This is a genomic window from Paraburkholderia sp. CI2, from assembly GCF_014201055.1.
GTDB lineage: Bacteria > Pseudomonadota > Gammaproteobacteria > Burkholderiales > Burkholderiaceae > Paraburkholderia > Paraburkholderia tuberum.
In genome coordinates, this window is record NZ_JACHDL010000024.1 from 1 (window position 1) to 26,136 (window position 26,136).

The window sequence follows — 26,136 nt, forward strand, 5'->3', positions numbered from 1 at the left end:
AGATCGGTCCGCCAAACCCGCCGCGCCTGAACCACCTGAACCACCACTACCCGGCACCGCTTCGTTTGCGTCGCTGCGTCTGCAGCAGAGAAACGGGATTATGGAGAGCGGTCGACAACACGTCAATACCCTGCTCACAATTTATTTTAAAAAGTTGAAGAGCTTAAAAATTGAGCAACGCCGCGTGCAACCTGAATTAGTTAGGCTTCCAATTGAATTCTCCGGAGCGCCGCGGCGAAAGGGAGAGATGAGTGGAGTTGCGAAAAGCCGTTAAGCAGCTTTTCCACAGAAAATGTTTGCAAGGCTGTGGATAACCGCTCCACAACCGCGGCAAGTGCTTGATCCAAAACCATTCTCGCGCGTTGCGCGCGAAGCATGGCCGCTTGCGCGGCCGCGTGTCACCGTCATAATCAGGCGGACTTCATCGTCACCCGCGCATTCGTACGCATAAAAGCGCTGCGCTCGACCATCGCGCCAAACAGCAGCCCGATCGTCGTCCACATGACCACCTGCATGCCGATCGCCGCGACGCGGAACTTCCACAGCAGCACAGCCGGGAACGCGGCCGGCACTTCATTGATGACCGGCATCGACAGTTGCACGGCCGCGATGATCACGACGAACACGAGCCCCGCGACGATCGAACCGTTCCACGCACCCAGCTTCGCCGCCGCGCGACGCCGCACCTTCAGCGAAAACACCATCGTCGCGAGCGAAATCGCGATCATCAGAAAGAACAGGCCCGTGCGCGTGCCGATCGTCTCCGGATCACCGACCGACGGCGGATTGGCCGGATACTTGATATTCGGCACGATCACGAGCGTGATGAACGCGCCAAGCGCGAGCCACGCGGACAGCGCGCGCACGCTCAACGTACCCGCGCGTCCATACGCATACGCAAACACCAGCGAGAACAGCCCGCCAAATGCCGCGCCATACGTGACCACGCCAGTCAGCAGGCCGAGGCCAGCCTGCGTCTGACGGCTCACGATTTCGGGCTCGGGCGCCTCGCCGCGCGCGGCGGCCGCTTTTTCTTCGAATGAAATGGCCTGATCGACCTGTGGTTCGCCGACGATTCGCGCGAACGCGAACGTGAGCAAGCCCGCGACGATGCCCGCGAGCATCCCGCGCACCAACAATTTACCTACCATGTCGAACTCCGTTAGTGGCAGGGAAAGCCGAGCAGATGGCGGCCGTCGTGCACGAACTCATGCACGTACATGCCGGGCACGAGCGACGTCGCGCCCTGTTCCGCACCAACGAAGTAAAGCGCGAGCAACAGCAGCAAGCCGCCGAACACGACCCATGGCAGCAGTTCGCGCAATGGAATGGGAGTGGGCTGGGCCGCCGGTTGCGCGGCGCGATCAAGAACAGCTTCGGTCATGATGGACATCTCCTGGGGTGACGCGCCCCGAAAGTCGATTGCAGAGGAATGGTGCGAAGCTCAGGTCTGGCTTTCGGCTCTTGTGGATTGCAATGCCGATTACAGTGGCGCGACCGCGCCGGGCTCTCACCGGCTTCCGTGCTTCGCAGTGCCGCTATTCTACGCGCTAAACTGCGGCTTCCGTGACGGCGAGGGCTACCTCGCAACGCTCGCCGCGAACCGATGAAACCTCGCAGGCAAGTACGAATGGAGCGCCAACGCAAAGAATGGATACGCGACTATTACTGGTGAGCCACGCGGCAACGGCCGCGCAGCGCGCGGGCCGCTTCCCTGCCGACGATCCGCTCGACGCGCGCGGTCGCGCCGAAGCCGAAGCGGCGCGCGCGTGTCTCGCGCTTCCCGCCGACGCCGCCGTGTTCACCAGCCCCGCCGCCAGCGCGCGCGAAACGGCCGCCGCGCTCGGTCTGAGCGCCACGCCTGCCGACGCATTGGCGGATATCGACTATGGCAAATGGCGCGGCCAGCGCCTCGCGGACATTGCCGACGAAACGCCCCGCGAACTCGCCGCCTGGACACGCGAGCCCGACGCCGCGCCGCCCGGCGGCGAATCGTTCGGTCAACTCGTGCAGCGGGTTGGAGAGTGGCTCGACGCGCAGCAGGCAGACGTGCGTTCATGCAATGCCGTCAACGAAGCAAGCTTCGCGGCCTTTGCGCACAGTCGAACCATCGTCGCCATCACCCACGCGGCTCTACTGCGAGCGGCAATCGTGCACGCCCTCGGCGCATCGCCAACCGTGTTCTGTCGCATCGAGATCGCGCCGCTGTCGGTCGTCGCATTACGCCACTCGCGACGCGGCTGGTCGTGGTGGCCGGCCGCCACCGCCTGAACGGCACCGCCGCTTACCTGCCCGACACCACGAGCCGCAACCGGTTGGACCCCTCGGGCGTCAGCGTGATTTCGGTGCGTCGATCCTTCGCGCCGAGATAAAAGTGCTGACGTCCCGGCGAATTCTGATCGTGCGTTGCATCGGGCAGGCACGACGCGACGTCTGCCGCGACCGCTTCCAATGCATCCGCGTTCGAGCCCGCCGCCTGATGCGGCGTCCACGTGCACTGGAAACTTCGATGCGCGGCCGAACATTGCGCGTCATCGCCATAAGGTTGCGCAACGCCTTTGCCGTCGTCGGGTGTCAGCGAGGCGAAGCCGTCCGGCGCCGCGGCCACGATCCGTTTGAGCGCACCGCAAGGTCTGGGGCTATCGTCGGCGGATGCACTGACCGGCAGCAGCGCAACGAGCGATGCCGCGGTAAGCGCGATAGCGGAAAGTCGACAGGTTTTCATGGTGTGCGTGAAGCTTCCCAAGTGCTGCTGAAGAAAAACTCGCAGCGAGCCACCTTTAACAGCACGCTTCATGCCCGTGCGCGCGAGGCCCGAGCACGCAGGCAATTCACGACGGCACACAAATTGCGTAGCGCCATACCGGCCGCGACATCGCGCCCGTTCCGATCAAAGCCACTGCCGACGTCATTTCAACCATCATGTCGACCACTACCGCCGCCCCTACCCCCGCCCGCATATCGTCGGGCATCGAAGGCATCGACGACATCCTCGGCGGTGGTCTTACGCCGAACCGCATGTACCTCGTGGAGGGTGTGCCAGGCACGGGTAAAACCACCCTCGCGTTGCAATTCTTACTCAAGGGCCTGCACGAAGGGCAGACCGGCCTTTATATCGCGCTGTCCGAAACCCGTGCTGAACTGCTCGCGATCGGCGTGAGCCACGGCTGGGATCTGAGCCGTTTCACGATACTGGAGCAACTGCCCGAAGAAGGGCTCGAACCGCAATACGAACAGACCGTGCTGCACCCGGCCGAAGTCGAACTCGGCGAAAGCGTGCGCAACGTGATCGAGCACGTCGACGAACTGAAGCCGGCGCGCGTCGTCCTGGACAGCCTGTCCGAACTGCGTCTGCTGGCGGAGAACCCATTGCGCTACCGTCGGCAGATTCTCGCGCTCAAGCACCATTTCTCGACGCGCGAATGCACGGTGCTGCTGCTCGACGACACGTCGGCCAGCGCCTCCGGCATTCAGCTTCACAGCATCGTGCACGGCGTGATCAGCCTCGAAAACGTCGCTTATGATTACGGCGGCAATCGCCGCCGTCTGCGCATCGCGAAGATGCGCGGCATCAAGTTCCGCGAGGGCTATCACGACTTCACGCTGAACACCGGCGGTCTGCGCGTCTATCCGCGTCTGGTCGCCGCCGAGCATCACAGCGAATTCGGCACGAGCCCGATGAGCACCGGCACGCCCGGCCTCGACGCGCTGCTCGGCGGTGGCCTCGTCCCCGGCACCAATTCGCTGATCATCGGCCCGTCGGGGGTCGGCAAAACCACCACCGTCGTGTCGTGCCTACTTGCCGCACTCGAACGCGGCGAGCGTTGCGCGTACTACGTATTCGACGAAACGCTCAGCACGCTGGTCACACGCTGCGCGACGCTCGGCATGGATCTCGCCCCGCACGTCGAAAGCGGTCTGCTGATGCTGCGCCAGATCGATCCCGCGGAAATCTCACCGGGCGAGCTGTCGAGCGACGTGCGCAACGCGGTCGAAAACGAGCACGTGCGCTATGTCGCGGTCGACAGCCTGAACGCCTATCTGCAGGCGATGCCCGGCGAGCGCTACCTGCTGCTGCACATGCACGAATTGCTCGGCTATCTGAATCAGCAGGGCGTGGTCACGATGCTCGTGCTCGGGCAGCACGGCATCATCGGCGAAGTGCAGACCGAGGTCGACGTCAGTTATCTGAGCGACGTGGTCGTGCTGTTCCGCTATTTCGAGCACCAAGGCGAAGTGCTGACGGCAATAACCGCCGTCAAGAGCCGCGCGAACGATCATGAACGCACGATCCGCCAGTTCCGCCTCGGCACCGAAGGCGTCGAGGTCGGCGAAGCGCTGCGCGACTTCGAGGGCGTGCTGTCGGGCCTGCCCTCGTATCGCGGCAGCACCGTGATGCTCGGCGCGACGAACCATCTGATCGATACGTCAGGACAGTGAGCGATGGAGCAGCGTGTCCTCATCCTCGCACCGTTCGGCCGCGACGCCGAAGTGATCACCGCCGCTCTGCACAACGACGCACGCGCCTGCGTGACCTGCGACGACGCCGACGCGCTCACCAGCGAGCTCGACGTCGGCGCGGGCACCGCGCTGCTCACCGAGGAAGCGCTCGCGAACGGCCACGGCTCGAGCCTGTATGCGTGGCTCGAACGGCAGCCCGCATGGTCCGACTTCCCGTTCATCCTGCTCGCCGCCCGCAGCATCGGCCATCGATCCGCGCGCGGGCTCGAAGTGCTCGAACGGCTCGGCAACGTAGTGGTGCTCGAACGTCCGCTCAATTCGGAAACGTTGCGGCGCGCGGTCGCGTCGTCGTTGCGGGCCCGCGGACGGCAATATGAGTCGCGAAGGCTGCTTGCCGAGCGCATCGAGGCACAGGACGCGCTGGAGCAGCTGAACGATTCGCTGGAAAGCCGCATCGCCGCGCGCACGCACGAACTTGCGTCAGCCAACGACCGGCTGATGGCCGAGATCCACGAGCGCGCGAAGGTTCAGGCCGTGCTCGTGCAATCGCAGAAGATGGAGGCGCTCGGTCAGCTGACCGGCGGCATCGCGCACGACTTCAACAATCTGCTGAACGTGATCATGGTCAACGCGGAACTGATCGCGCGCGTGGGCGGCGACGAACGCCTGCGCGGCATGGCGGCCACCGTCAAGCGCGCGACCGAGCGCGGCGCGAAACTGACTGGCCAGTTGCTGACTTTCTCGCGCAACAGCAACCCGAATCTGAAAGCGATCGACGTGGTCGCGCTGCTGCAGGGCATGCGCGACATCATCGCGGTGTCGCTCGGCTCGAGCATCCGCTACGACAACGACTTCGAGCGCACCGAAATGTGGACCCAGGCCGACGCAAATCAGCTCGAGCTCGCGGTGCTCAATCTCGCGATCAACGCGCGCGACGCGATGCCGGCCGGCGGGCGCCTCGACATCCACGTGACCCTGCGCGACGCGCCCGACCAGACGCTGAAGCATGGCCGCTACGTCGTGATCGAAGTCGCCGACACGGGTGAGGGCATTCCGCCAGACGTCGTGTCGCGCGTGTTCGATCCGTTCTTCACGACCAAGCCGATCGGCAAGGGCACGGGGCTAGGCCTGAGCCAGGTGTATGGCATCGCGAGGCAGGCGGGCGGCGCCGCGCGCATCTTCAGCGAAGAAGGTACCGGCACCACGGTGCAGATCTGGCTGCCGATGCGCGAGCGAGTGGCCGCGCACAGCGAAGCGGAGTCCGATGCGGAAGCGAACGCGGTCGGCGACAAGCGCGTGCTCGTGATCGAGGACGACAGCGAAGTGCGCGCGATGCTCGTTGAATCGTTGCGCATGCTCGGCTACACGGTGACGGAGGCCGCCGACGGCCAGGCCGGCCTTGACCGCCTCGTCGACGATCATCCCGATCTGCTGATGGTCGACTTCGCGATGCCGGGCATGAACGGCATCGACGTGATCGCCGCGGCGCGCAAGCTTCGTGCCGATCTACCGGTGGTCCTGGCGACCGGCTATGCGGACGTCGACATTGCCGATCTCGCAGTCAAGCATTGCACGATCCTGCGCAAGCCGTTTCAGCTCGACGATCTGGCGCGCACGGTGCGGATCGGGCTGCTCGCGTGAATCAAGCTCAAGTGAATCAAGTAGACCTCTTGCATCAAAATGTCCATTAAATTGCGGCGCACCGCACACCCAACGATTCTGTAAGCCCACCTCCTGGCCACCGATTTAATGCCGCTGTCGCATTCACGCCGCAGACTCCTCCGGTTCGGCCACGATTTCCAATTCAATAGTTTGCTAACGAATATTTTGGAAATACAATACCGGCCATGTCGAATCTCGATGCCCTGCGCCGCACAGTCAGCAGCACGCTGGTCGTCGCCGCCAGAAAGTGGCGGCGCACGAGTCATGGTGTGCTCGCGGCCTTCAACGTATCCGAAGCGTGCGCGACGCCGCTGCTGACCGCGAGCCGGCTCGGCTCGGCGGTGCGTCAGGTCACGCTCGCCGATCACATCGGCATCGAGGGGCCGTCCCTCGTGCGGCTGCTCGACCAGTTGTGCGCGGCCGGCCTGATGCGCCGCGACGAAGATCCCGAAGACCGCCGCGCGAAGACCGTCGTACTGACCGACGAAGGCCGCGCCGTCACCGCGAAGATGGAGGAGGAGCTGGTCACGTTGCGCGCGCAGGCGCTCAAAGGCGTATCGCGCGACGATCTCGAAGCCGCCCTGCGCGTGCTCGACGCATTCACGGCCGATGCCGCCGGACGCGCCGAACCGGGAAGCGTCGAGCGCGACGCGCGTCAGGAACGCGCGCAGCCCGTGCGCCCGGAATCGGTCAGGCACGAGGCGACGAAGCGCACCTCGTCGGCGAAGCGCGAGCCCGCCAAAGGCGAGGCGCTTGCCAGCAAGGTCAAACGGACGAGCGGCAAAAGCGCTGCCAAAACGGCCGGCAAATCACGCAGCACCGCCAAGGCGCGCAAGTCCACCAAGAGCGGCGCGCGAGCCACCGCGCCGCACAACGCCGATTCCGCGTAACGGTTCATGGTCTATCCCACTCTCCGCGACTGGCTGTTTTCCGTCAAAACGTTCGCCGCGGCCATGCTCGCGCTTTACATCGGCCTCGCGTTCCAACTGCCGCGGCCGTACTGGGCGATGGCGACCGTCTACATCGTGTCGAACCCGTTCGTCGGCGCGACCCGCTCGAAGGCGATCTATCGTGCGCTGGGCACTGCGCTCGGCGCGTCGGGCGCGGTGCTGCTGGTGCCGCCGTTCGTCGAATCGCCGTACCTGTTCAGCGTGATCGTCGCGACGTGGACCGGCACGATGCTCTACCTCGCGGTGTCCGACCGCACCGCGCGCAGCTACGTGTTCATGCTGGCCGCCTATACGATGCCGATCATCGCGCTGCCGTCGGTGACGAATCCGACCGGCGTCTTCGATCTCGCCGTGAGCCGGACCGAAGAGATCATTCTCGGCATCGTCTGCGCGAGCATCGTCGGCAGCGCGGTGTTTCCGAGCCGGCTCGCGCCGACCATCATCGAGCGCACCGACGCATGGTTTCGCGACGCCGCGTTCTACGCGACCGAAACGCTGTCGGGCCGCATCGCAAGCTCGGCGATTTCCGGCGCTCGGCAACGACTCGCGAGCACGATCAACGGTCTCGAACTGCTGCTGAGCCAGCTCGCCTACGATCACACGCGGCCCGACGTCCTCGCGCGCGCGCATGAACTACGTGGCCGCATGCAACTGCTGCTGCCGATCATGTCGTCGCTCGCCGATCCGCTGCTCGCGCTCTACAACAACGGCCCGCAACACTGGCCCGAAGGACTCCAGACGCTGATCGACGACGTCATCAAGTGGTTCAACCAACCGCTGCCCGCGCCGAACGAGGGCTATCACGCGGACGAAACCGCCAACGCGCTGCGCGCGCGCATCGCCGCGATGCACCCGCCCGCCGCCGCGCTCGTGCATTGGGACGGCGCGCTGCTGTCGAATGCACTGTGGCGCCTCGCGCAAGTGATCGACGTGTGGCAAGACTGCCGCTCGCTGCGCATCATCATCACGCGCGAGGAAGGTTCGTGGCGGCCGCATTTCCGTCACTGGCGACTCGGCGGCACCGAGCGCTTCTACGATCGCGGCATGATGCTGTTCGCGACCGTGTCGGCGGCCGCGGCTGTGGTGCTCGCGTGCGCGCTGTGGATCGGCTCGGGCTGGAACGACGGCGCGAGCGCGGTCACGCTCGCGGCGGTCGCCTGCTGCTTCTTCGCCGCGCTCGACGAACCCGCGCCGTTCGTGTTCCGCTTCTTCCTCGCGACCGGCGTCGCCGTCGTGGCCGCGGGTCTCTATCTGTTCGTCGTGCTGCCGCAGGTGCACGACTTCGCGATGCTGGTGATCCTGTTCGCCGCGCCGTTCATTCTGGTCGGCACGCTGATTCCGCGCCCGCAGTTCAACATGGTGACGGTGCTGGTCGCGGTGAACACGGCCACCTTCATCAGCATTCAGGACGCGTACGACGCGAACTTCCTGACGTTCCTGAACGCCAACCTCGCGGGCCTCTCCGGCCTGCTCTATGCATACCTGTGGACCCGCGCAACGCGCCCATTCGGCGCCGAGCTGGCCGCGGCGCGCCTGTTGCGCTCGAGCTGGGCCGACGTCGCGCTGAGCGCGTCGACGCGGCCGATCGAAGACCCGCGCAATCTCGCCGCGCGCATGCTCGACCGGCTGATGCAATTGATCCCGCGCCTCGCGGCCACCGACGACTACCGCCATCCGTCGATCGAGAGCTTCCGCGATCTGCGCATCGGGTTCAATGCGCTGGACCTGCGCCGCCTCACACGCAAGCTCGGCGGCGAAGCGGCCGGCGCGATCGACCATGTTCTCGATGGAGTGCGTACATACTACGAGATCTGCATCGATCGACGTCACCGCGTTCCGGTGCCGGACAGCCTGATGTCGTTGATCGACGTGGCCGTCGCGCGCGTCACCGCGCAGGGGCTCGCCAATGCCGCGGCGCCGACCGAGACCTCGCAGACCTCGGCGCGTCAGTTGCGCGATGCGCTGCACGCGCTGGTCGGCTTGCGTCTTTCGCTGTTTCCGGCGACCCTCACGAAACCAACGCCGACCGAACCGGAGGCCGCCGCGTGATGCACCCATTCTTGCGCCCCTGCTTGCGCCCGCTTGCGCACCCCGCCCTCCCTTTTCCCAGTTCCCGCGATGATCGGTGAAATCGATATCTTCGGCGTGTTCGTACCGTCCGTGCTGGTGCTGATGTTGATCGCGTATCTGATCAACCTCGGCATTCGCACCGCGCTCGATTACACCGGCTTTTACCGCTTCGTCTGGCATCGCACCATCTTCGATCTCGGCGTCTATGTGCTGGTGCTGGGCCTTGTCGTCGTCGTTTCGCACAGACTAATAACGTGAAAAAAACCTGGTTCTCCGTCGGTCAGATCCTGCTGACCCTGATCGTCGTAGTGGTCGCAGCATTCGTGCTATGGAAACTCGTCAACTACTACATGTTCGCGCCGTGGACCCGCGACGGGCGCGTACGCGCCGACGTGATCCAGGTCGCGCCCGACGTGTCGGGACTGATTTCGTCGGTCGAGGTCACGGACAACCAGCAGGTCAAGCAAGGCCAGGTGCTGTTCAGGATCGATCAGGCGCGCTACACGCTCGCATTGCGTCAGGCCGAGGCAACGGCGCAGCAGCGCCGCGCGACGCTCGATCAGGCGCGCCGCGAATACGCGCGCAATCGTCAGCTCGGCAACCTCGTCGCCGCCGAAGTACTCGAAGAAAGCCGCTCGCGCGTCGAGGCGGGCGAAGCCGCGCTCGCCGACGCGAACGTCGCGATCGACACCGCGAAGCTGAACCTCGAGCGCTCGACGATCAAAAGCCCGGTAGACGGCTATCTGAACGACCGCGCGCCGCACGTCGGCGAATTCGTCGCGGCCGGTCGCGCGGTGGTCGCGGTGGTCGACATGCATTCGTTCCGCGTCGACGGCTACTTCGAGGAAACCAAGCTGCGCGGCATCGACATCGGCCAGCCGGTCGACATCATCGTGATGGGCGAGCCGAAGCCGCTGCGCGGGCACGTGCAGAGCATCGTCGCCGGTATCGAAGACCGCGACCGCACGCAAAGCGCCAATCTGCTGCCGAACGTGAACCCGGCGTTCAGCTGGGTGCGGCTCGCGCAGCGCATTCCGGTGCGGGTCGCGCTCGATGAAGTGCCCGCTGATTTCCGCCTGATCGCGGGGCGTACCGCGACGGTGTCGGTGCGTGACCTGTCGCCGCTCAGGAGACGAGCCGTGTCGGGCACGGGTGGCGCATCTGGCACGGTCGCCGCTTCGGCTGCGCCGGTGGCGCCGGGTTCATCGGTGGCGTCCGGGTCCGCTGGGTCGGGCACCGCACCGTCGGGCGCGTCGCAATGAAGTTCGTGCGTACCTTGTCCTCGCTGGCGCCGCGCTTGCCGCTGCTGCCACTGCTGCCGTTATTGCCGCTCACCGTCGCGCTGAACGGCTGCATCAACGTCGGGCCGAACTACACGCTGCCGAAACAGGCGCTCGTCAATGCCCCGCTCGCGAACGGCGCGATCGAGGGCGCCGATCCCAAGCTGACGTCAACCCTCAATCTGCCGACCGTCTGGTGGAAGCTGTACGACGATCCGGTGCTGAACGGTCTGGTCGACCAGGCGTTGAAATCGAATACCGACCTGCGCGTCGCGACCGCGAATCTCGCGCGCTCGCGCGAGGTGCTGGGCATAGCGCAAGCGCAGGGCGGTTTTTCGGGCAACGCGTCGGTGGCGATCCAGCGCGCGCAGGAATCGGCCGAGCAATACCTGCTCTTCGAGAAACTGCCGGTCGCCAACCTGGGTGACATGGGCATCAACGTCTCGTACGAAATCGACCTGTTCGGCAAGCTGCGCCGCGGCGTCGAAGCGGCGGCGGCAGACACCGAGGCCGTGGAAGCCGCGGGCGACCTCGCGCGCATCACTGTCGTCGCGGACGTGGTGCGCTCGTACGTCGAACAATGCTCGGCGGCCGAGGAGCTGCGCGTCGCGCAGCAATCGCTCGCGCTACAGAAGGAGCGCGTGGACGTGTCGCGCCGTCTGCGCGACGCGGGACGCGGAAACCAGACCGCGGTCACGAGCGGCCAGACTCAGGTCGAGACTCTGACGGCCGACATCCCGCGCTACACCGCGCGCCGCAAGATCGCACAATACCGGCTCGCGATGCTGCTCGCCGAGGCACCGTCGCAATTGCCGCCGGCCGTGCTCGCCTGCGACCGGCTGCCGCAAATCCACCAGCCGATTCCGATCGGCGACGGCGCCGGGCTGCTGCGGCGACGCCCGGACGTGCACGAAGCCGAGCGTCAGCTCGCGGCGTCGACGGCGCGCATCGGCGTCGCGACCGGGGCGCTCTATCCGAGCATCAGCATTGGCGCATCGGCGGGCTTCACCGGCATTCTGGAAGACATTCCCACCTCGCCGACGGCGCGTTGGGCCTTCGGTCCGCTGATCAGCTGGACCTTCCCGACCAATGGCGCGCGCCAACGGGTCCACGAAGCCGAAGCGTCGAGCCAGCTCGCGCTCGCGAAGTTCGACGGCGTGGTGCTGACCGCGCTGCGCGAAACCGAGACCAACCTCGCGACCTACGCGTCCGATTACGCGCGCGCCGAATCGCTGCGCGCGGCGCTGAAGTCGGCGGCGCAATCGGCGGATGAAACGCATCGGCTGTATCGCGCCGGGCGCGAGTCGTACATCTCCGATCTCGACGCGACGCGCACGCTGACAGCCGCGAGGTCGCAGCTCGCGGCGGCGGAGGGTCAGGTGGCGATCGATCAGGTCAATCTGTTCCTGTCGCTGGGCGGCGGGTGGGAAGTTGGCGGGCAAAGCACGCCGGGTGAAACGCGGCCGCAGCTGAAGGCAACACCTGTCGCGGCCAAGCCGTCCGCGAAGTCGGGAGCGTCGACGGCCGCAACTGCGAAAGCGCCTTGATCGGCCGTCTTACGATTTATTTTTGAAAATCTTTCTTTTTGCTTTCACTTTCGGTTAAATACGTGACACCACTTCACGCTACGGAGTCTCGTATGTCGCCATTCATGCAGGGTGTAGTCACGTTGGGCGGATGCATCGGTATCTTCACCGCAGTGGTTGCGGTGGTCGAAATGTTGGCTAACTGAGCTGGGCGGGCGGCGGACCGAAAGAGCGGCTAGCTGTTCCGCACTTTCGCCGCCGCCTGATGTATCGCCGCCCGTACCCGCGGATACGTGCCGCAACGGCACACCACCGGCGTCATCGCCTCGTCGATGTCGGCATCGGTCGGATCGGGCTTGTGCTTCAGCAACGCGCAAGCCGCCATCAATTGCGCGCTCTGGCAATAGCCGCACTGCACCACATCGAGTTCGATCCACGCGGCCTTCAGCGCCTGCGCTTCGCGTCCCTGCAAACCCTCGATCGTCGTGATCTTCTGCGTATGCAGGCTCGACATCAACGTCTGGCACGCGAAGCACGCGGCATCGTCGAGATTGATCGTGCACGCGCCGCAGATGCCCACGCCGCAGCCGAACTTGGTGCCGGTCATGCCGAGATCGCAGCGCAGCACCCATAGCAGCGGCATGTCCGGATCGGCATCGATCTTCACCTTGCGTCCGTTGATATTCAGTACCGCCATGCTTGCCTCCTGAGTCGCCGCGCTACACCGCAAGCTTTTGCTCATCCACCGTCCGTCATGCAAGCCGCAACGGCAGCGTCCGCAAACGCTGCCCCGTCAGTGCGAACACCGCATTGCCCACCGCCGGCGCGATCGGCGGCACGCCCGGCTCGCCGACACCTTGCGGGTGCAGCTGGCTCGGCATGATGTCGACCTCGATCGCAGGGCACCCGTTCATCCGCACGACCGGAAAGTCCACGAAGTTCTTCTGCTGCACCTGGCCGTTGACGATCGTGATCTCGTTCTGCAACGCGCTCGACAGCCCGAACACGATGCCGCCTTCCATCTGCTGACGGATCAGGTTCGGATTCACCGGCAAGCCGCAATCGATCACGCCCACCACCCGATGCACGCGAATCTGCCGGTTCGCGCCGATCGACACCTCCGCGACCTGCGCGACCACGCTGCCGAACGCCTCGTGCAACGCGACGCCACGAGCGCAACGCGCGCCATCGGCGGCGGGTTTTAGCGGACGCCCCCAGTCGGACAACTTCTCGACGCGCTTCAGGACCGCCAGATGACGCGGATGCTGCGCGAGCAGCAGCGCGCGAAACGCGATCGGGTCCTGACCGGCCGCGGCGGCGGCTTCGTCGGTGAAGCTCTCGGTGAAGAAGGCCTGATGCGAGTGGCCGACCGAGCGCCAGAAGCCGATCGGCACCGGCAATTCGACTATCTTGTGCGACACGCGCGCGGCCGGCCACTCGTACGCCTGATCGAACGCGCCTTCGCAGGTGGTCTTGTCGATCGGGATGTGCGGCACGCCGTAGTAACGCGCGAGCGCATCCGGCACGATCGCCTGACCCGCCGACTTCGCGTGCCAGGCGACCAGCTTGCCGTGCTCGTCGAAGCCGGCCTGAAGCCATGCCGCGCATGCGGGCCGGTAGAAGTCGTGCGTGAAGTCCTGCGCGCGCGACCAGATGGTTTGCACCGGACGGCCATCGGCCTCGCGCGCGATCGCCGCGGCCTGCGCGACGAAATCGAGTTCGAGGCGCCGGCCGAACGCGCCGCCCAACAACTGCGTCTGTACATCGACGAGATCGACGTCGAGGCCGAGCACTTTCGCCGCATGATGCCGCGCCAGCCGCGGCATCTGCGTCGACACCCAGACGGTCGCTGCGCCGTCCGCGACCTGCACCGTGCAGTTCAGCGGCTCGACCGCGCCGTGCGCGAGATACGGTGCGTGATAGACCGCTTCGATCGTGCGCGCCGCGCGACTCATCGCGTTGTCGACGTTGCCGACGCGGTAATACACGTGGCCGTCCGTATGGTCGAGCGCCTCGACGAGGCGGCAGTCCACCGCCGCGCTCGACACCTTCGCGGCTGCGCCGTCATGCCAGCTCACGTTGATCGCCTCGACCGCGCTCATCGCGCGAAACGCGTTGTCCGCGATCACGGCCACGCCGCCGGTGCCGCCCGCGTACGGCGGCACGGCGAACGCCTTGATGAAGCCCCGTATCTTTTGCGCGGGCGTCGCGTCGAAATGCGCGACCGTGCCGCCGAGCGTCGGACACATCACGACGCTTGCATAGACCAAACCGTCGGGCAACACGTCGATGCCGAAGCGCGCCACACCGTCGATTTTCGACGCGGCTTCGATGCGCCGCACGGGCTGGCCGATCAGCCTGAAGTCGGCCGGCTGCTTCAGGACGACGCTGCGCGGCAGCGGCTGGCGCGCGGCCATCGACGACAACTCGCCGAACGTCGCCTTGTGCCCCCACGGGTGCAGCACGTAGCCCTTTTCCGCGCGGCATTCGCGGACCGGCACGTCCCAGCGCTCGGCCGCCGCCTCGATCAGCATCACACGCGCCGACGCGCCGGCCTCGCGCATCGGCGTCCAGAGATCGTTCATGCTCGAGGAGCCGCCCGTCATCATCGTGCCGATCTCACGCACTGCCTTGCTCGTGATCCACACGGTGCCGCGCCGGATGTAGCTGTCGTCGTCGGGGCGAAACGGCAGATCGTCGACGATGCTCTGCACCGCGTTGTAGATCCGGTCGATCGGCGCCTCTTCGACTTTCACCTGCGGCCAGTCGGCGTCGAGCTCCTCGGCGAGCAGCATCGCAAGCCCCGTATGGATGCCCTGCCCCATTTCGGCCTTCGGCACCATGATCGTCACGCGGTTGTCGGCGTCGATCTTGACCCAGCCGTTTAGCCCAACCTGAGTGCCTTGCGTCGGCAGCGGCGTCGACGTCATCAGGCGCTGGCGCGGCGGCACCACGGCCCAGCCGACCAGCAGCCCGCCCAGCACACTGGCGCCGCCAAGCAGAAAGGTTCTGCGCGTCAACATGGCATGGCTCGCTCGGCTGGCTCGATGGTAGGAAAGCGGCGACAGCGCCGATGCACCCTTCTTTGTCTGCGAATAGTAATAAGACGAATCGGCGAGCGTGAGACTTAAATGCGCGCGTGAACCTCGAGCGGCCGTGCGGCGTGGGAAGGCGGGGACTGAAAGCGGCGGGGGAAAGTCGTGGGGTGTTTCATTAACTGCGACCGCGCAGAGGCGGCGGTGTGCCGGCGTAAGTCACCGCCGGCACACCGCGAACCTTGCGCTTGATTCAATCAGGCGATCATGCGACCGGATCAACGGCGGTTCGAACCCGATACCACGTCGATCCACACGGCCAGCACGAGGATGCCGCCCTTCACGATCATCTGCCAGTACGCGTCGACGTCGAGCATGGACATGCCGTTGTCGAGGCTCGCCATGACGAGCGCGCCGATCAGCGCGCCATACACGGTGCCGGAGCCGCCGCGCATCGAGGTGCCGCCGATAAAGCACGCGGCGATCGCGTCGAGTTCGCCCATCGAGCCCGCCGACGGCGAACCGGCCGCGAGCCGCGCCGTGTTGACGATGCCGGCAAACGCGCACATCAGCCCCATCAGCGCGAAGATCGCGAGCTTCACGCGGTCGGTGTTGACACCCGACAGCCGCGTCGCTTCGAGGTTCGAGCCGACCGCGTAGATGCGGCGTCCGAACACGGTCTGCGTCGCGATCCACGTGAAGACGCCGAGCAGCGCGAGCAGCAGCAACACCGGCACCGGAATGCCGCCGTAACTGTCGAGCATCGCGATGAAGCCGGCGAGAATCGCGCCTGCGCCGATCACCTTCGCGACGTCCTGCCAGAACGGCACGACGCGCAACTGATAACGCTGCCGATTCGCGCGCTGGCGGATCGTCAGGAATGCCAGCAGCAGGAACAGCACGACGGCGAGCGTGTCGCCGGCGAGCCGCGGCAGATAGCCCTGGCCGACGAACACGAAGCTGTCCGACACCGGCGCGATCGTCGACCCTCCGGTAATGCCGAGCAGAATGCCGCGATACGCGAGCATGCCGCCGAGCCCGACGATAAACGACGGCACGCGCCGATACGTCGACCACCAGCCGTTGAACACGCCGACCGCGATGCCGAGCAGCAACACGACCGGAATCGTCACGCCGATCGGCCAGTGCCGGTTCACGTCGAGAATCGCGGCAACGCCGCCGAGCAAACCGAGCAGCGAACCGACCGACAGATCGATTTCACCGGCGATGATCACGAACACCATGCCGCACGCGAGCATGCCGGTAATCGACATCTGCCGCAGCAGATTCGACAGATTGCGCGGCGTGACGAACGCGCCGTGCGTGAGCGCCGAAAAGAAAATCCAGATCACGGCGACGGCGATCAGCAGCGCGAGAATCTTGTAGCGCGCGAACAGTTGCTGGATCCGTTGCGTGCCGCCGAATGCGCCTCGCGGCGCGGCGTTGTCGGTGCGTTGGGAAGTTACTTCGGGAGTCATGCGGCACTCGCTGCGGTTGGGTTCGAAGATAGATGCACGGGGCGGATCGCGGCACCGAGAATGTCTTCCTGCGTGAGACCGTCGTTGATGAAGTCGCCGCGCAACTCGCCTTCGCCGATCACGAGCACCCGGTCGCTGATGCCGAGCACTTCCGGCAATTCGGACGACACCATCACGATCGACATGCCGCGCTGCGCCAGCTGGAAGATCAGCTTGTAGATCTCGTATTTGGCGCCGACGTCGACGCCGCGTGTCGGTTCGTCGAGAATCAGCACGGTCGGGTTGGTCAGCAGCATGCGCGTGAGCACGGCCTTCTGCTGATTGCCGCCCGACAGACTTGCAATCGATAACATCGGATTCGCGGCGCGCACGGAAAGCCGCTTCATTTCCGTCTGAATCGTGTCGAGTTCGGCCGCGGAATCGATACGTCCGCCCGACGCGAAACGCTGCAACACCGCAAGCGTGATGTTATGGCCGACGCTCATGCCGGGCACGATGCCGTGGCGTTTGCGATCCTCGGGCACCATCGCGATGCCGGCGCGAATCGCGTCGATCGGCGCACGAATTTTCAGCGGCTTGCCGTCGAGCATGACGTGCGCCTCGCTGATGCCTGCATACGCGCCGAAAATCGCCTGCATCAGTTCGGTGCGGCCCGCGCCGACGAGCCCGGCGACACCGAGAATTTCGCCGCGCCGCAGCGAGAACGACACGTCGTCCACGCGCTTGCGGCGCGGATTCGTCACGTCGAAACAGGTCACGTTGCGCGCTTCGAAGATCACGTCGCCGATCGGATGCGGCTCGCGCGGAAACAGGTTCTTGATCTCCCGGCCGACCATCAGCGAGATGATCCGCTCGGTCGTCAGGGCGTGCATCGGCTCGGTCGCGACATGGCGGCCGTCGCGAATCACGCTGATCGTGTCGCAGACGGCCGCGACTTCGTCGAGCTTGTGCGAAATGTACACGCAGGCAATGCCGCGCCGTTTCAGATCGCGCACGATATCGAGCAGAATCGCGATTTCGGAGGCGGTCAGCGACGACGACGGTTCGTCGAGGATCAGCAGCTTCGCGCGCTTGTTCAGCGCCTTCGCGATTTCGATCAGCTGCTGATGGCCGCCCCCGTAGTTCATCACGGGCTGCGCGGCGTTGATGCCGCTGATGCCGAGTTCGCGCAACAGTTCGTCGGCGCGCTGATACATCGCCGCGTAGTTCATGCGGCCGCCGCGCAGCGTGATTTCGTTGCCGAGAAAGATGTTTTCCGCGACCGACAACTCCGGCACGAGCATCAGTTCCTGGTGAATGATGATGATGCCCGCGCGTTCGGTGTCGCGTACGCTCGCGGCCTTCAGCGTCTCGCCTTCCCAGGTTATTTCGCCATCCCACGTACCGTGCGGATACACGCCGGACAGCACCTTCATCAGCGTCGATTTGCCCGCGCCGTTTTCGCCGCACAGGCCCACGCATTCGCCCGGCGATACGGTCAGATCGATGCCGTCGAGCGCCTTCACGCCGGAAAAAGCTTTGACGATGCCGCGCATCGTCAGAACAGGTTGCGTCATTCGCTATGCCTCGCTGCAAGTTGGGCCAATGTTCGATCACGCTCCCGGGCGCGATGACCCGGGAGCGTGGCGTTCACATAGCCCGTCTCCGTGTTATTTGCTCGCGAGTTGCTCTTGCGTGTAGAAGCCGTCCTTCACGACGGTGTCGAGGTTCGCCTTGGTCAGCTTGGTCGGCTGCAGCAGCACCGTATCGACCTTCTTCTTGCCGTTGTCGTATTGCGCGTTGAACGCCGGCTTGTCACCCTTGGCAAGCGCGACCGACAGCTTCGCCGCTTCGCTCGCGATCAGCTTCAGCGGCTTGTAGACCGTCATCGTCTGCGTGCCGGCCGCCACGCGCTTCACGGCTGCGAGGTCGGCATCCTGACCCGAGATCGGTACCTTGCCGGCGAGGCCTTGCGCGGCGAGCGCCTGGATCGCGCCGCCCGCGGTGCCGTCGTTCGACGCGACGACTGCGTCGATCTTGTTGTTGTTCGCGGTCAGCGCGTCTTCCATGATGCGCAGCGCGGTCGATGCGCTCCACTCCGGCACCCACTGCTGGCCGACCACCTTGATGTCACCCTTGTCGATCGCCGGTTGCAGCACCTTCAGTTGGCCCTGGCGCAGCATCTTCGCATTGTTGTCGGTCGGCGCGCCGCCGAGCAGGAAGTAGTTGCCCTTCGGTCGCACGTCATAGACGCCCTGCGCCTGCATCTCGCCAACCTTCTCGTTGTCGAACGAGATATAGGCGTCGATATCGGCGTCGAGAATCAGGCGGTCATACGACACGACCTTGATGCCCGCTTTGCGTGCTTCGGCCACGACGTTGCCGAGCGTCTTCGAGTTGAACGGCACGATCACAATCACGTCGACGCCGCGCGAGATCAGGTTTTCGATCTGCGAGATCTGACGCTCTTCGCTCGCATCGGCCGATTGCACCGACACCTTCGCGCCGAGCTTTTCCGCCGCGGCGACGAAATAGTCGCGATCGCGCGACCAGCGCTCGACGCGCAGATCGTCGATACAGAAGCCGATTTCCGGATGAGCCTTGCTGGCGTGCGCGAGCGGCGCGGCGAGCGACAGGCTGGCGAGTACCGCGCCGCACAACAGCGAACTCAGGACGTTACGACGCATTGCGAATTTCATTGATGTCTCCTTTGTGTAGTGATAGCCGGAATACCGGACGTATCGGTCTGCGCTGCGAGCCGCAGACTCGGACAAGCGACAACCCACAGCTTGCTGGTGCGCGCGGTCGACGTGGCCGCGCGATCTTTATTCAACGTCCGCTATAAATCGCCTGATTTACGATGTTTTCCATGTGTTCCTGTTGCCCGCTCACATGCCGCGGATTCAGATCGCGCGCCAGCGTGTCCGCCGCAAGCGTCGACAGCGAGTAGTCGCCGGACAGGATCTTGCGGCCGAACTCGCCATCCCAGCCCGCGTAGCGTTGCCGCTTGAACTGCTCGAGGCGCTCGTTTTCGACCAGCACCGCGGCGCGTTCGAGGCCGAGCGCGAGGTTGTCGATCGCGCCGACGTGGCCATAAAACAGGTCTTCCGCATCGACACTCTGGCGCCGCACTTTCGCATCGAAGTTCATGCCGCCGCTCGTGAAACCGCCGTGGCGCAGGATTTCGTAGAAGGCCAGCGTGAGTTCCTCGACGCTGTTGGGAAATTGGTCGGTATCCCAGCCATTTTGCGGATCGCCGCGATTCGCATCGACGCTACCGAAGATGCCGAGCGCAAATGCGGTCGCAATCTCGTGATGGAACGAGTGCCCCGCGAGCGTCGCGTGATTCGCCTCGATGTTGACGCGAATCTCCTTGTCAAGGCCGTGCTGCAGCAGGAAGCCGTGCACGGTCGCGACGTCGTAGTCGTATTGATGCTTGGTCGGCTCCTGCGGCTTCGGCTCGATCAGCAGCGCGCCCTTGAAACCGATCTGATGCTTGTGTTCGACCACCATGTGCAGGAAGCGCGCGAACTGCTCGCGCTCGCGCACGAGGTTGGTGTTCAGCAGCGTGTCGTAGCCTTCGCGGCCACCCCACAATACGTAGTTTTCACCGCCGAGGCGCAGCGTCGCGTCGAGCGCATGACGCACCTGGGTCGCCGCAAAGGCGAAAACCTCCGGATTCGGATTGGTCGCGGCACCGGCCGCGTAACGCGGATGCGAAAACAGATTCGCGGTGCCCCACAGCAATTTGACACCGGTATCCTGCTGCTTGCGCGCGAGGTAGTCGGACACGCGCAGGAAGTTCTCGCTGTATTCCTTCACGCTCGCGCCTTCGGGCGCGACGTCGGTATCGTGGAACGTGTAGTACGGCGTGCCGAGCTTCGAGAAGAATTCGAACGCGGCGTCGGCCTTTTGCAGCGCCCGCTCCATTGCGTCGCCGGGTTGCTGCCACGGCCGCCGGAACGCGCCCTGACCGAAGATATCGATGCCGGGCCATACGAAGGTATGCCAGTAGCAGACGGCGATACGCAGATGTTCCTCGAGCGTCTTGCCGAGTACCTTCCTCGTTTTGTCGTAGTGACGGTACGCGAGCGGGTTGTCCGATTGCGGACCTTCGTAACGAATTTCCGGAATGTGTTCGAAGTAGGACATCGGCGTCTCCAATGTATGCTGCGTTGCAACCCACGCGAGAAGCCGCGCAGGCCGACAAAGTGACGCCATGCTGCCGCTTGCACGATGTGCCGGCAATTGCGAAATTGCGCAGCGCGCTTGATGTTTCTTACCGCCCGCGCGTTTGTTTACTGCCGTCGCTCGATTCGGCGCCTAGAATAACCGGACGCTTAAAAACGGGGTTGCTCCCAGGCACCCGACACAATGGAGACAAAGGCGCGTGGTCCATCGATCCACCCGCCGCTCACCGCCATGACCCGTCCACAAGCACCTCAGACAACCCATCGCATCGCGCTGCTGTTCAACGCGAACAAGGTCTACGATCGCGAGATCATCACCGGCATCGGCAACTACTTGCAGTCGACGCGCGTCGCATGGGATCTCTTCCTCGAAGAAGACTTCCGCTGCCGGCTCGCGGGTATCCAGCGCTTCGACGGCGACGGCATCATCGCGGACTTCGACGATCCCGCCGTCGACGAAGCCCTGCGCGACTGTCCACTGCCGGTGGTCGCGGTCGGTTCGTCGTACGAGGACCCGACGCAGTACCCCCCGGATTTACCCTATATCGCGACCGACAACAGCAAGCTCGTGTCGCTCGCGTACACGCACCTGATCGGCGCGGGCCTCGAAAACTTCGCGCTGTACAGCCTGCCGCAGGCGCAGGAAAACCGTTGGGCGCAACAGCGCGAACTCGCCTTCGCGCATCTGCGCAGCGCCAACGGACGCAGCGCGGCGCAGATCGATAGCGAGATCTATCGCGGTCTGTCGACGAGCGCGCCGTCCTGGAACCAGGCCATCGAACAGCTGACCGCGTGGCTGCGGCAACTGCCGAAGCCGGTCGGCATCATCGCGGTGACCGACGCGCGTGCACGGCATTTGCTGCAGGCATGTCTGATCGCGGGCATTCCGGTGCCCGAGGAAGTCGCGATCATCGGCATCGACAACGATCCGCTCACGCGGACGCTGACGCGCATTCCGCTGTCGTCGGTGATCCAGGGCACCGAGGAAATGGGCCGTACCGCCGCGCACATCCTGCATCAGATGCTGCACGGCGCGCGCTTTCCGGGGCGCCGCATTCTGGTGCCGCCGGTCGGCATCAACGTGCTCGAATCGACGCGGCATCAGCCGCTCGCGAGTCCTTACGTGATGCGCGCCCGCCATTTCATTCGCCAATACGCGTGCCAGGGCATCCGCACCGAGCAGGTGGCCGACTATGTGGGCGTGTCGCGTTCGTCGCTCGAAGAGTATTTCCGGCGCGAGCGGCAGTGCACCGTGCATCAGGAGATCCTGCGCCACAAGCTCGACGTCGCGAAGTCGCTGCTCGCGAAACGCGATGCGTCGAGCGCGGAAGTCGCGATCCGTTGCGGCTTCACGTCGCTGCAATACATGTACGCGGTATTTCGCCGCGAACTCGGCTGCACGCCGCGCGAATACCAGGAGCGCGTGGGCCCGAAGGCCAAAACCGCTGGCTGAGCGTGCTTTCTATTTTTTCTTCGCACTGACCACATGATCAGCATCGCACAACTCTCTTCCGAGCCGTGGGGCACGCTGCAGGGCGGCGATCGCGTACGGCTTTACACGTTGCGCAACGCGCACGGCATGAAAGTCGCCATCAGCGACCTCGGCGCGACGCTGGTTTCGTGGCACGCACCGGATCGCGCCGGACGTCTCGGCGATATTCTGCTCGGTCACGACACGCCCGCCGAATACGTGGCTGCCTCGACCTACATGGGCGGACTGATCGGCCGCTGGGCGAATCGCATTGCGGGCGCGCGCTTTTCGCTCGACGGCATCGAGTACACGCTCGATCGCAACGAAGGTCCGAATCTGCTGCACGGCGGCACGGTCGGTTTTCATCGGGCGTTGTGGGAGGTCGCCGAGGACGACGGCGCGTTGCTGATGCGGCTCGAGTCGCCCGAAGGCGATGCCGGTTTTCCGGGCAACGTGACGGTGCAAGTACGCTATTCGCTCGACGACGACGGCACGCTGACGATCGGCTACGAAGCGATCACCGACGCGCCGACGCCGCTCAATCTGACGAGCCATCCCTACTTCAACCTGACCGGGCGCGCGGGCACCGACATTCGCGGCCACGTGCTGTCGATCGACGCCGAGCGCTTTTTCGAAGTCGACGCGACGATGATTCCGTGCAAGCTCGCCGATGTCGCGGGCAACGCATTCGACTTCCGGCAGAGCGCGCCGATCGGCGGCCGGCTCGACTGGCCGCACGCGCAACTCGCGCGCGCCGGCGGCTTCGATCATTGCTATGTGCTGCGCGAGGCGCCGGCAAACGCGATGCAGGGCAACGACGGCCACGCGCCGCCGCTGCGCGAAGTCGCCTGGGCATACGATCCGGGCAGCGGACGCGAACTGACCGTCGCGACCGATCAGCGGGGCTTGCAGTTTTACACGGGCAACGCGTTGAACGGCAACCCGGGACGCGGCGGTGTCCGCTATCAACGGCACGCCGGCTTGTGCCTCGAGGCGGGCGGTTTCCCGAACGAGGTCAATATGACCGGGCAGAACGAAGTGATCGTGCGACCCGGAGATACTTATCGGCAAATCACGAGTTATCGCGTCAATGTGCGCAAAGGTGTGTGACCAGATTGACGGCCGCTTTTGCGCTGTTTTACGAGAATCCGCGACGGCGAGATTACAGCTCGCCGACTACCCGTTCTTTGCAATACTGAATTAGTCGGCTAGTGGTTTTCCCCAAGTTCACCCCCCTCTAGACTGCGCTTATGGCACCGGTATCGCTGCGGTGCCGGATAGACAACTACGGAGGGAAACATCATGAAATCGCTTATCCAGGCAGTTGCGCTTACGGCCCTGATCGCTGCGCCGGTCGCGTCGTTCGCGCAATCGGAACAGCCGATCACGCGGGCCGAAGTCAAGGCAGAGGTGCAGCAACTCGAACAGATTGGCTATAACCCGGCCATCGTGCTCGATGCCCAGTATCCCGCGGACATCCAGGCGGCCGAGGCACGCGTCTCCGCGATGAAGGCGAAGGGCCAAGGCGACACGTCCGGCTATGGGTCGTCGATGGGCGGATCATCGCAAGCGGGCCATCATCCGATGTGGGTCAATCCGGACGGTCAGTGACGAGTCGCGAACGTATAGCGAATGTCCGTAGCGAGGAAAGATTCTCGAGTTGACGGCCCTTTCCCCTCTTTGCGGTTCTCGCCGTTTCGAACCGATATGAAGCGGGCGCATGTTTTCAAGGCATGCGCCCGCTCTTTACGTTTATGCGGCACTAACAACGTACCGCCAATTCTGACGCCGCGGCAGATTCACCCAGCCCGTGCCTGCGGGCATTCCGCCTGATACCAGGTGTCCACCTGCCTCTGCGCACGCTCGAGACTCGCCGGATAGTCAGGATCAAAGCGTCGTTCAGGGTGGTAGCCCGCTTGCCGCAGCGCTGTCAGTTCGCTCATGCTCCGCTGGTGCGTGGCCGGTGCCTTGTTCCTGAGGTCGGTCAGATCGCGGCATTGCGTTGCACTCAGATGCGTTTGCGCGCCGCCATTCCCGCCGCCGGCGGCGCAGCCAACGAGCGTGAGCACCAACACGGCAGGGATCGACCGCATCCGGGTCGCGATGTTCATGTTGTGCCTCCTTTGGGGAAATGACCTCAGTCGCGAATGCCGTCTTCCCACGCGGCCCTTCGCATCTCTGAACCGGCTTCTTTGCCTGTCGTCATTTTGAATTATTGGAAACGTCTGTGAAAGTCGCCACCCATTTCATCAACCACGGTTTCGATACGGACATAGACTTTCCCCTGGTGAATGCCGATTCGCCTGCGCAACAGTTGGCGCGGCGTTTTCCCTTCAACGAGGGAGCCGCTCCCTCACACCAAGGAGACATGCGATGCCCCGCACCCCCGCTGAAAAACGCGCCGCTTTCCGCGCGCTGCACTCGTCTGGCTGTTTCGTGCTGCCCAATCCGTGGGACGCGGGCAGCGCCCGTTATCTGCATACGCTCGGCTTCAAGGCGCTCGCGACGACGAGTTCCGGTTTTGCGTGGTCGACCGGACATGCGGACAACACATTGCCGCGCGAAACGATCCTCGCGCACCTGCGCGCAATCGTCGACGCGACCGATCTGCCGGTCAACGCCGACTTCGAAAACGGCTTCGGCCGCGACCCGGAAGAAGTCGCCGAGAGCGTGACGCTCGCGGTGGAAACGGGCGTCGCGGGCCTGTCGATCGAAGACTCGACCGGCAACCCCGCCGCGCCGCTGTTTCCGGTCGACGTCGCCGTGCAGCGGCTCGGCGCGGCCCGCCGTGCGATCGATCAGAACGGCGGCGACACGCTGCTCGTCGGCCGCGCGGAGAATTTCTTCGCCGGCAAGCCCGATCTCGACGATGCCATTGCGCGTCTGAAGGCCTATGCGGCGGCGGGCGCCGACTGCCTGTATGCGCCCGGCATCCAGACGCGCGAGCAGATCGAAGCGGTGGTCGCGGCCGTCGCGCCGAAGCCCGTCAATCTGCTGATCGGCTCGACATCGACCCTGACGTTGCAGGACGTGGCCGCGCTCGGCGTGCGGCGGATCAGCGTCGGCGGCGGGCTCGCGCGCGCGGCGTGGGGTGGCTTCATGCACGCCGCTCAGGCGCTGGCCGATGGCCGCTTCGACTTCACCGGCGCGACGGCGGGCACGCAGCTCAATGAGCTTTTCAATCGCAGCGCGTGAAAAACGCCGCGCAAAGGACGCCTCATCAACGTGAGATCGCCACGCTGCGTCGAACTCACCGGAAAAGCCGCGACGTTTCCGATGAGAAAAGCGCACGAACGCCTGAATCGGCGCATAAAGGCCCCGGCCACGCCAAATGTTATGATCGGAAACATTATTCGCCCGATCAAGCGCATACCCGACCAGCGGCAAGCCTCATGGACACCCACCTCACCAAATCCGCCGACACGTCCTCCACCGATCTCGGCCGGCGCGTGCGCGCCGCCCGTCAAGCGCAGGATCTGACGCTCGAAACCGCGAGCCGCCTGTGCGGTGTCTCGCGCTCGACGCTGTCGAAGGTCGAAAACGGCCTGATGTCCCCCACGTTCGACGTGCTGCAAAAAATCGTGCTGGGCCTGAAGATCGAAATTGGCGAACTGTTCGGCTCGACGCCGAAAGTCAGCGCGAGCGGCCGGCGCGCGCTGACGCGCAAGAACGAAGGCCAGCGCCACGCTTATCGCGGCTATCAGATGGAGTTGCTCGCCACCGACCTGGCGCACAAGGCGATGCTGCCGTTTCGCATCCGCATCTCGGCGCACACGCTCGATGCATTCGACGACTGGGGCCGCCACGAAGGCGAGGAGTTTCTCTACGTGATCAGCGGCAGCGTGTGCCTCTATTCGGAGCTGTACGCGCCGACACATCTGAACACGGGCGACAGCCTCTACTTCGACAGCCGCACGGGTCACGCGGCGGTGTCGACCAGCGAGGAAGACGCCGAAGTGTTGTGGATGGCGACCAATGCGGACCTTCCGCATACACCGCCTGCCGCGAACGAGTCAGCGAAGAAATAAAATAGC

Annotated in this window: 24 protein-coding genes and 1 riboswitch; of the genes, 14 read left to right on the forward strand and 10 right to left on the reverse strand. The window is 64.7% G+C overall.

The genetic code is table 11. From position 1 onward, the window contains the following. Positions 1-274 (forward strand): hypothetical protein (locus HDG32_RS36025; protein WP_221307882.1); only part of this gene is annotated, 274 nt, incomplete at its 5' end. Positions 275-410: 136 nt separating this feature from the next. Here HDG32_RS36025 and HDG32_RS27205 read toward each other — a convergent pair. Then, the gene (locus HDG32_RS27205; protein WP_184072143.1) at positions 411-1,151 is read right to left on the reverse strand and encodes a CbtA family protein; all 741 of its coding nucleotides are present in this window, start codon (positions 1,149-1,151) and stop codon (positions 411-413) included. A gap of 11 nt (positions 1,152-1,162) precedes the next feature. Next, complete coding sequence (locus HDG32_RS27210; RefSeq protein ID WP_184011521.1) at positions 1,163-1,384, reverse strand: CbtB-domain containing protein; 222 nt, start codon at positions 1,382-1,384, stop codon at positions 1,163-1,165. A 40-nt stretch (positions 1,385-1,424) separates the two neighbouring features. Further along, a riboswitch (cobalamin riboswitch) is annotated at positions 1,425-1,580 on the reverse strand. 70 nt (positions 1,581-1,650) lie between these two features. Here HDG32_RS27210 and HDG32_RS27215 point away from each other — a divergent pair. After that, positions 1,651-2,271 (forward strand): histidine phosphatase family protein, encoded by a 621-nt coding sequence (locus HDG32_RS27215; protein WP_184072144.1) that lies wholly within the window; start codon positions 1,651-1,653, stop codon positions 2,269-2,271. A gap of 13 nt (positions 2,272-2,284) precedes the next feature. On the opposite strand, the gene HDG32_RS27220 is transcribed toward HDG32_RS27215, so the two are convergent. Further along, positions 2,285-2,725: a hypothetical protein gene (locus tag HDG32_RS27220; protein ID WP_184072145.1), complete on the reverse strand. Its 441-nt coding sequence runs from the start codon at positions 2,723-2,725 to the stop codon at positions 2,285-2,287. A gap of 197 nt (positions 2,726-2,922) precedes the next feature. Between HDG32_RS27220 and HDG32_RS27225 the strand changes: the two genes are divergently transcribed. From HDG32_RS27225 to HDG32_RS27255, 7 genes are all read left to right on the forward strand, one after another. Beyond that, positions 2,923-4,440, forward strand: a complete 1,518-nt coding sequence (locus HDG32_RS27225) for an ATPase domain-containing protein (protein ID WP_184072146.1) — start codon at positions 2,923-2,925, stop codon at positions 4,438-4,440. 3 nt (positions 4,441-4,443) lie between these two features. Next, a complete protein-coding gene (locus HDG32_RS27230) occupies positions 4,444-6,102 on the forward strand; it encodes an ATP-binding protein (protein ID WP_184072147.1) in 1,659 nt (552 codons plus the stop codon). Positions 6,103-6,308: 206 nt separating this feature from the next. Further along, positions 6,309-7,013, forward strand: a complete 705-nt coding sequence (locus HDG32_RS27235; protein WP_184072148.1) for a MarR family winged helix-turn-helix transcriptional regulator — start codon at positions 6,309-6,311, stop codon at positions 7,011-7,013. A 6-nt stretch (positions 7,014-7,019) separates the two neighbouring features. Next, the gene (locus tag HDG32_RS27240) at positions 7,020-9,122 is read left to right on the forward strand and encodes an FUSC family protein (protein WP_184072149.1); all 2,103 of its coding nucleotides are present in this window, start codon (positions 7,020-7,022) and stop codon (positions 9,120-9,122) included. Between the two features lie 69 nt (positions 9,123-9,191). Continuing rightward, positions 9,192-9,401 (forward strand): DUF1656 domain-containing protein, encoded by a 210-nt coding sequence (locus HDG32_RS27245; RefSeq protein WP_184011511.1) that lies wholly within the window; start codon positions 9,192-9,194, stop codon positions 9,399-9,401. After that, complete coding sequence (locus HDG32_RS27250; RefSeq protein WP_184072150.1) at positions 9,398-10,405, forward strand: HlyD family secretion protein; 1,008 nt, start codon at positions 9,398-9,400, stop codon at positions 10,403-10,405. Before HDG32_RS27245 ends, HDG32_RS27250 begins: the two co-directional genes overlap by 4 nt. Next, the gene (locus HDG32_RS27255) at positions 10,402-11,970 is read left to right on the forward strand and encodes an efflux transporter outer membrane subunit (protein WP_184072151.1); all 1,569 of its coding nucleotides are present in this window, start codon (positions 10,402-10,404) and stop codon (positions 11,968-11,970) included. The genes HDG32_RS27250 and HDG32_RS27255 overlap by 4 nt, the downstream gene beginning before the upstream one ends. 214 nt (positions 11,971-12,184) lie before the next feature. Here HDG32_RS27255 and HDG32_RS27260 read toward each other — a convergent pair whose 3' ends face one another. The 6 genes from HDG32_RS27260 to xylA form a co-directional block, all read right to left on the reverse strand. Next, the gene (locus tag HDG32_RS27260; protein ID WP_184072152.1) at positions 12,185-12,646 is read right to left on the reverse strand and encodes a (2Fe-2S)-binding protein; all 462 of its coding nucleotides are present in this window, start codon (positions 12,644-12,646) and stop codon (positions 12,185-12,187) included. A 55-nt stretch (positions 12,647-12,701) separates the two neighbouring features. Continuing rightward, positions 12,702-14,972: a xanthine dehydrogenase family protein molybdopterin-binding subunit gene (locus HDG32_RS27265; protein WP_184072153.1), complete on the reverse strand. Its 2,271-nt coding sequence runs from the start codon at positions 14,970-14,972 to the stop codon at positions 12,702-12,704. A gap of 290 nt (positions 14,973-15,262) precedes the next feature. Continuing rightward, the gene (locus HDG32_RS27270; protein ID WP_184072154.1) at positions 15,263-16,462 is read right to left on the reverse strand and encodes a sugar ABC transporter permease; all 1,200 of its coding nucleotides are present in this window, start codon (positions 16,460-16,462) and stop codon (positions 15,263-15,265) included. Beyond that, positions 16,459-18,018 (reverse strand): D-xylose ABC transporter ATP-binding protein, encoded by a 1,560-nt coding sequence (gene xylG, locus HDG32_RS27275; protein WP_184072155.1) that lies wholly within the window; start codon positions 18,016-18,018, stop codon positions 16,459-16,461. The genes HDG32_RS27270 and xylG overlap by 4 nt, the downstream gene beginning before the upstream one ends. Positions 18,019-18,111: 93 nt before the next feature. Next, positions 18,112-19,140, reverse strand: coding sequence for a D-xylose ABC transporter substrate-binding protein (gene xylF / locus HDG32_RS27280; RefSeq protein WP_184072156.1), 1,029 nt, complete (start codon positions 19,138-19,140; stop codon positions 18,112-18,114). 130 nt (positions 19,141-19,270) lie between these two features. Beyond that, positions 19,271-20,593, reverse strand: a complete 1,323-nt coding sequence (gene xylA, locus HDG32_RS27285; RefSeq protein ID WP_184072157.1) for a xylose isomerase — start codon at positions 20,591-20,593, stop codon at positions 19,271-19,273. A gap of 270 nt (positions 20,594-20,863) precedes the next feature. Here xylA and HDG32_RS27290 point away from each other — a divergent pair, with 270 nt between their 5' ends. From HDG32_RS27290 to HDG32_RS27300, 3 genes are all read left to right on the forward strand, one after another. Further along, positions 20,864-22,084: a DNA-binding transcriptional regulator gene (locus HDG32_RS27290; protein WP_184072158.1), complete on the forward strand. Its 1,221-nt coding sequence runs from the start codon at positions 20,864-20,866 to the stop codon at positions 22,082-22,084. A gap of 33 nt (positions 22,085-22,117) precedes the next feature. Further along, positions 22,118-23,212 carry an aldose epimerase family protein gene (locus HDG32_RS27295; RefSeq protein ID WP_184072159.1) on the forward strand — a complete coding sequence of 365 codons (1,095 nt, stop codon included), beginning with the start codon at positions 22,118-22,120 and terminating at the stop codon, positions 23,210-23,212. A gap of 192 nt (positions 23,213-23,404) precedes the next feature. Then, entirely contained in the window at positions 23,405-23,713 is a 309-nt protein-coding gene (locus tag HDG32_RS27300) for a DUF4148 domain-containing protein (RefSeq protein WP_184072160.1), read from the forward strand. A 188-nt stretch (positions 23,714-23,901) separates the two neighbouring features. Here the strand turns inward: HDG32_RS27300 and HDG32_RS27305 are convergent, their stop codons facing one another. Beyond that, entirely contained in the window at positions 23,902-24,213 is a 312-nt protein-coding gene (locus HDG32_RS27305; RefSeq protein ID WP_184072161.1) for a hypothetical protein, read from the reverse strand. Positions 24,214-24,475: 262 nt separating this feature from the next. Here HDG32_RS27305 and HDG32_RS27310 point away from each other — a divergent pair, with 262 nt between their 5' ends. Together HDG32_RS27310 and HDG32_RS27315 are read left to right on the forward strand one after the other, a co-directional pair. Then, positions 24,476-25,297, forward strand: a complete 822-nt coding sequence (locus HDG32_RS27310) for an oxaloacetate decarboxylase (protein ID WP_184072162.1) — start codon at positions 24,476-24,478, stop codon at positions 25,295-25,297. Positions 25,298-25,494: 197 nt separating this feature from the next. Then, the gene (locus tag HDG32_RS27315; RefSeq protein ID WP_090808454.1) at positions 25,495-26,130 is read left to right on the forward strand and encodes a helix-turn-helix domain-containing protein; all 636 of its coding nucleotides are present in this window, start codon (positions 25,495-25,497) and stop codon (positions 26,128-26,130) included. The last annotated feature ends 6 nt before the right edge of the window (positions 26,131-26,136 follow it).

Coding starts and splice junctions, on each gene's coding strand:
- HDG32_RS27205 (WP_184072143.1), bottom strand. CDS start 1,151: ATGGTAGGTAAATTGTTGGTGCGCGGGATGCTCGCGGGCATCGTCGCG.
- HDG32_RS27210 (WP_184011521.1), bottom strand. CDS start 1,384: ATGACCGAAGCTGTTCTTGATCGCGCCGCGCAACCGGCGGCCCAGCCC.
- HDG32_RS27215 (WP_184072144.1), top strand. CDS start 1,651: ATGGATACGCGACTATTACTGGTGAGCCACGCGGCAACGGCCGCGCAG.
- HDG32_RS27220 (WP_184072145.1), bottom strand. CDS start 2,725: ATGAAAACCTGTCGACTTTCCGCTATCGCGCTTACCGCGGCATCGCTC.
- HDG32_RS27225 (WP_184072146.1), top strand. CDS start 2,923: ATGTCGACCACTACCGCCGCCCCTACCCCCGCCCGCATATCGTCGGGC.
- HDG32_RS27230 (WP_184072147.1), top strand. CDS start 4,444: ATGGAGCAGCGTGTCCTCATCCTCGCACCGTTCGGCCGCGACGCCGAA.
- HDG32_RS27235 (WP_184072148.1), top strand. CDS start 6,309: ATGTCGAATCTCGATGCCCTGCGCCGCACAGTCAGCAGCACGCTGGTC.
- HDG32_RS27240 (WP_184072149.1), top strand. CDS start 7,020: ATGGTCTATCCCACTCTCCGCGACTGGCTGTTTTCCGTCAAAACGTTC.
- HDG32_RS27245 (WP_184011511.1), top strand. CDS start 9,192: ATGATCGGTGAAATCGATATCTTCGGCGTGTTCGTACCGTCCGTGCTG.
- HDG32_RS27255 (WP_184072151.1), top strand. CDS start 10,402: ATGAAGTTCGTGCGTACCTTGTCCTCGCTGGCGCCGCGCTTGCCGCTG.
- HDG32_RS27260 (WP_184072152.1), bottom strand. CDS start 12,646: ATGGCGGTACTGAATATCAACGGACGCAAGGTGAAGATCGATGCCGAT.
- HDG32_RS27265 (WP_184072153.1), bottom strand. CDS start 14,972: ATGTTGACGCGCAGAACCTTTCTGCTTGGCGGCGCCAGTGTGCTGGGC.
- HDG32_RS27270 (WP_184072154.1), bottom strand. CDS start 16,462: ATGACTCCCGAAGTAACTTCCCAACGCACCGACAACGCCGCGCCGCGA.
- xylG (WP_184072155.1), bottom strand. CDS start 18,018: ATGACGCAACCTGTTCTGACGATGCGCGGCATCGTCAAAGCTTTTTCC.
- xylF (WP_184072156.1), bottom strand. CDS start 19,140: ATGAAATTCGCAATGCGTCGTAACGTCCTGAGTTCGCTGTTGTGCGGC.
- xylA (WP_184072157.1), bottom strand. CDS start 20,593: ATGTCCTACTTCGAACACATTCCGGAAATTCGTTACGAAGGTCCGCAA.
- HDG32_RS27290 (WP_184072158.1), top strand. CDS start 20,864: ATGACCCGTCCACAAGCACCTCAGACAACCCATCGCATCGCGCTGCTG.
- HDG32_RS27295 (WP_184072159.1), top strand. CDS start 22,118: ATGATCAGCATCGCACAACTCTCTTCCGAGCCGTGGGGCACGCTGCAG.
- HDG32_RS27300 (WP_184072160.1), top strand. CDS start 23,405: ATGAAATCGCTTATCCAGGCAGTTGCGCTTACGGCCCTGATCGCTGCG.
- HDG32_RS27305 (WP_184072161.1), bottom strand. CDS start 24,213: ATGAACATCGCGACCCGGATGCGGTCGATCCCTGCCGTGTTGGTGCTC.
- HDG32_RS27310 (WP_184072162.1), top strand. CDS start 24,476: ATGCCCCGCACCCCCGCTGAAAAACGCGCCGCTTTCCGCGCGCTGCAC.
- HDG32_RS27315 (WP_090808454.1), top strand. CDS start 25,495: ATGGACACCCACCTCACCAAATCCGCCGACACGTCCTCCACCGATCTC.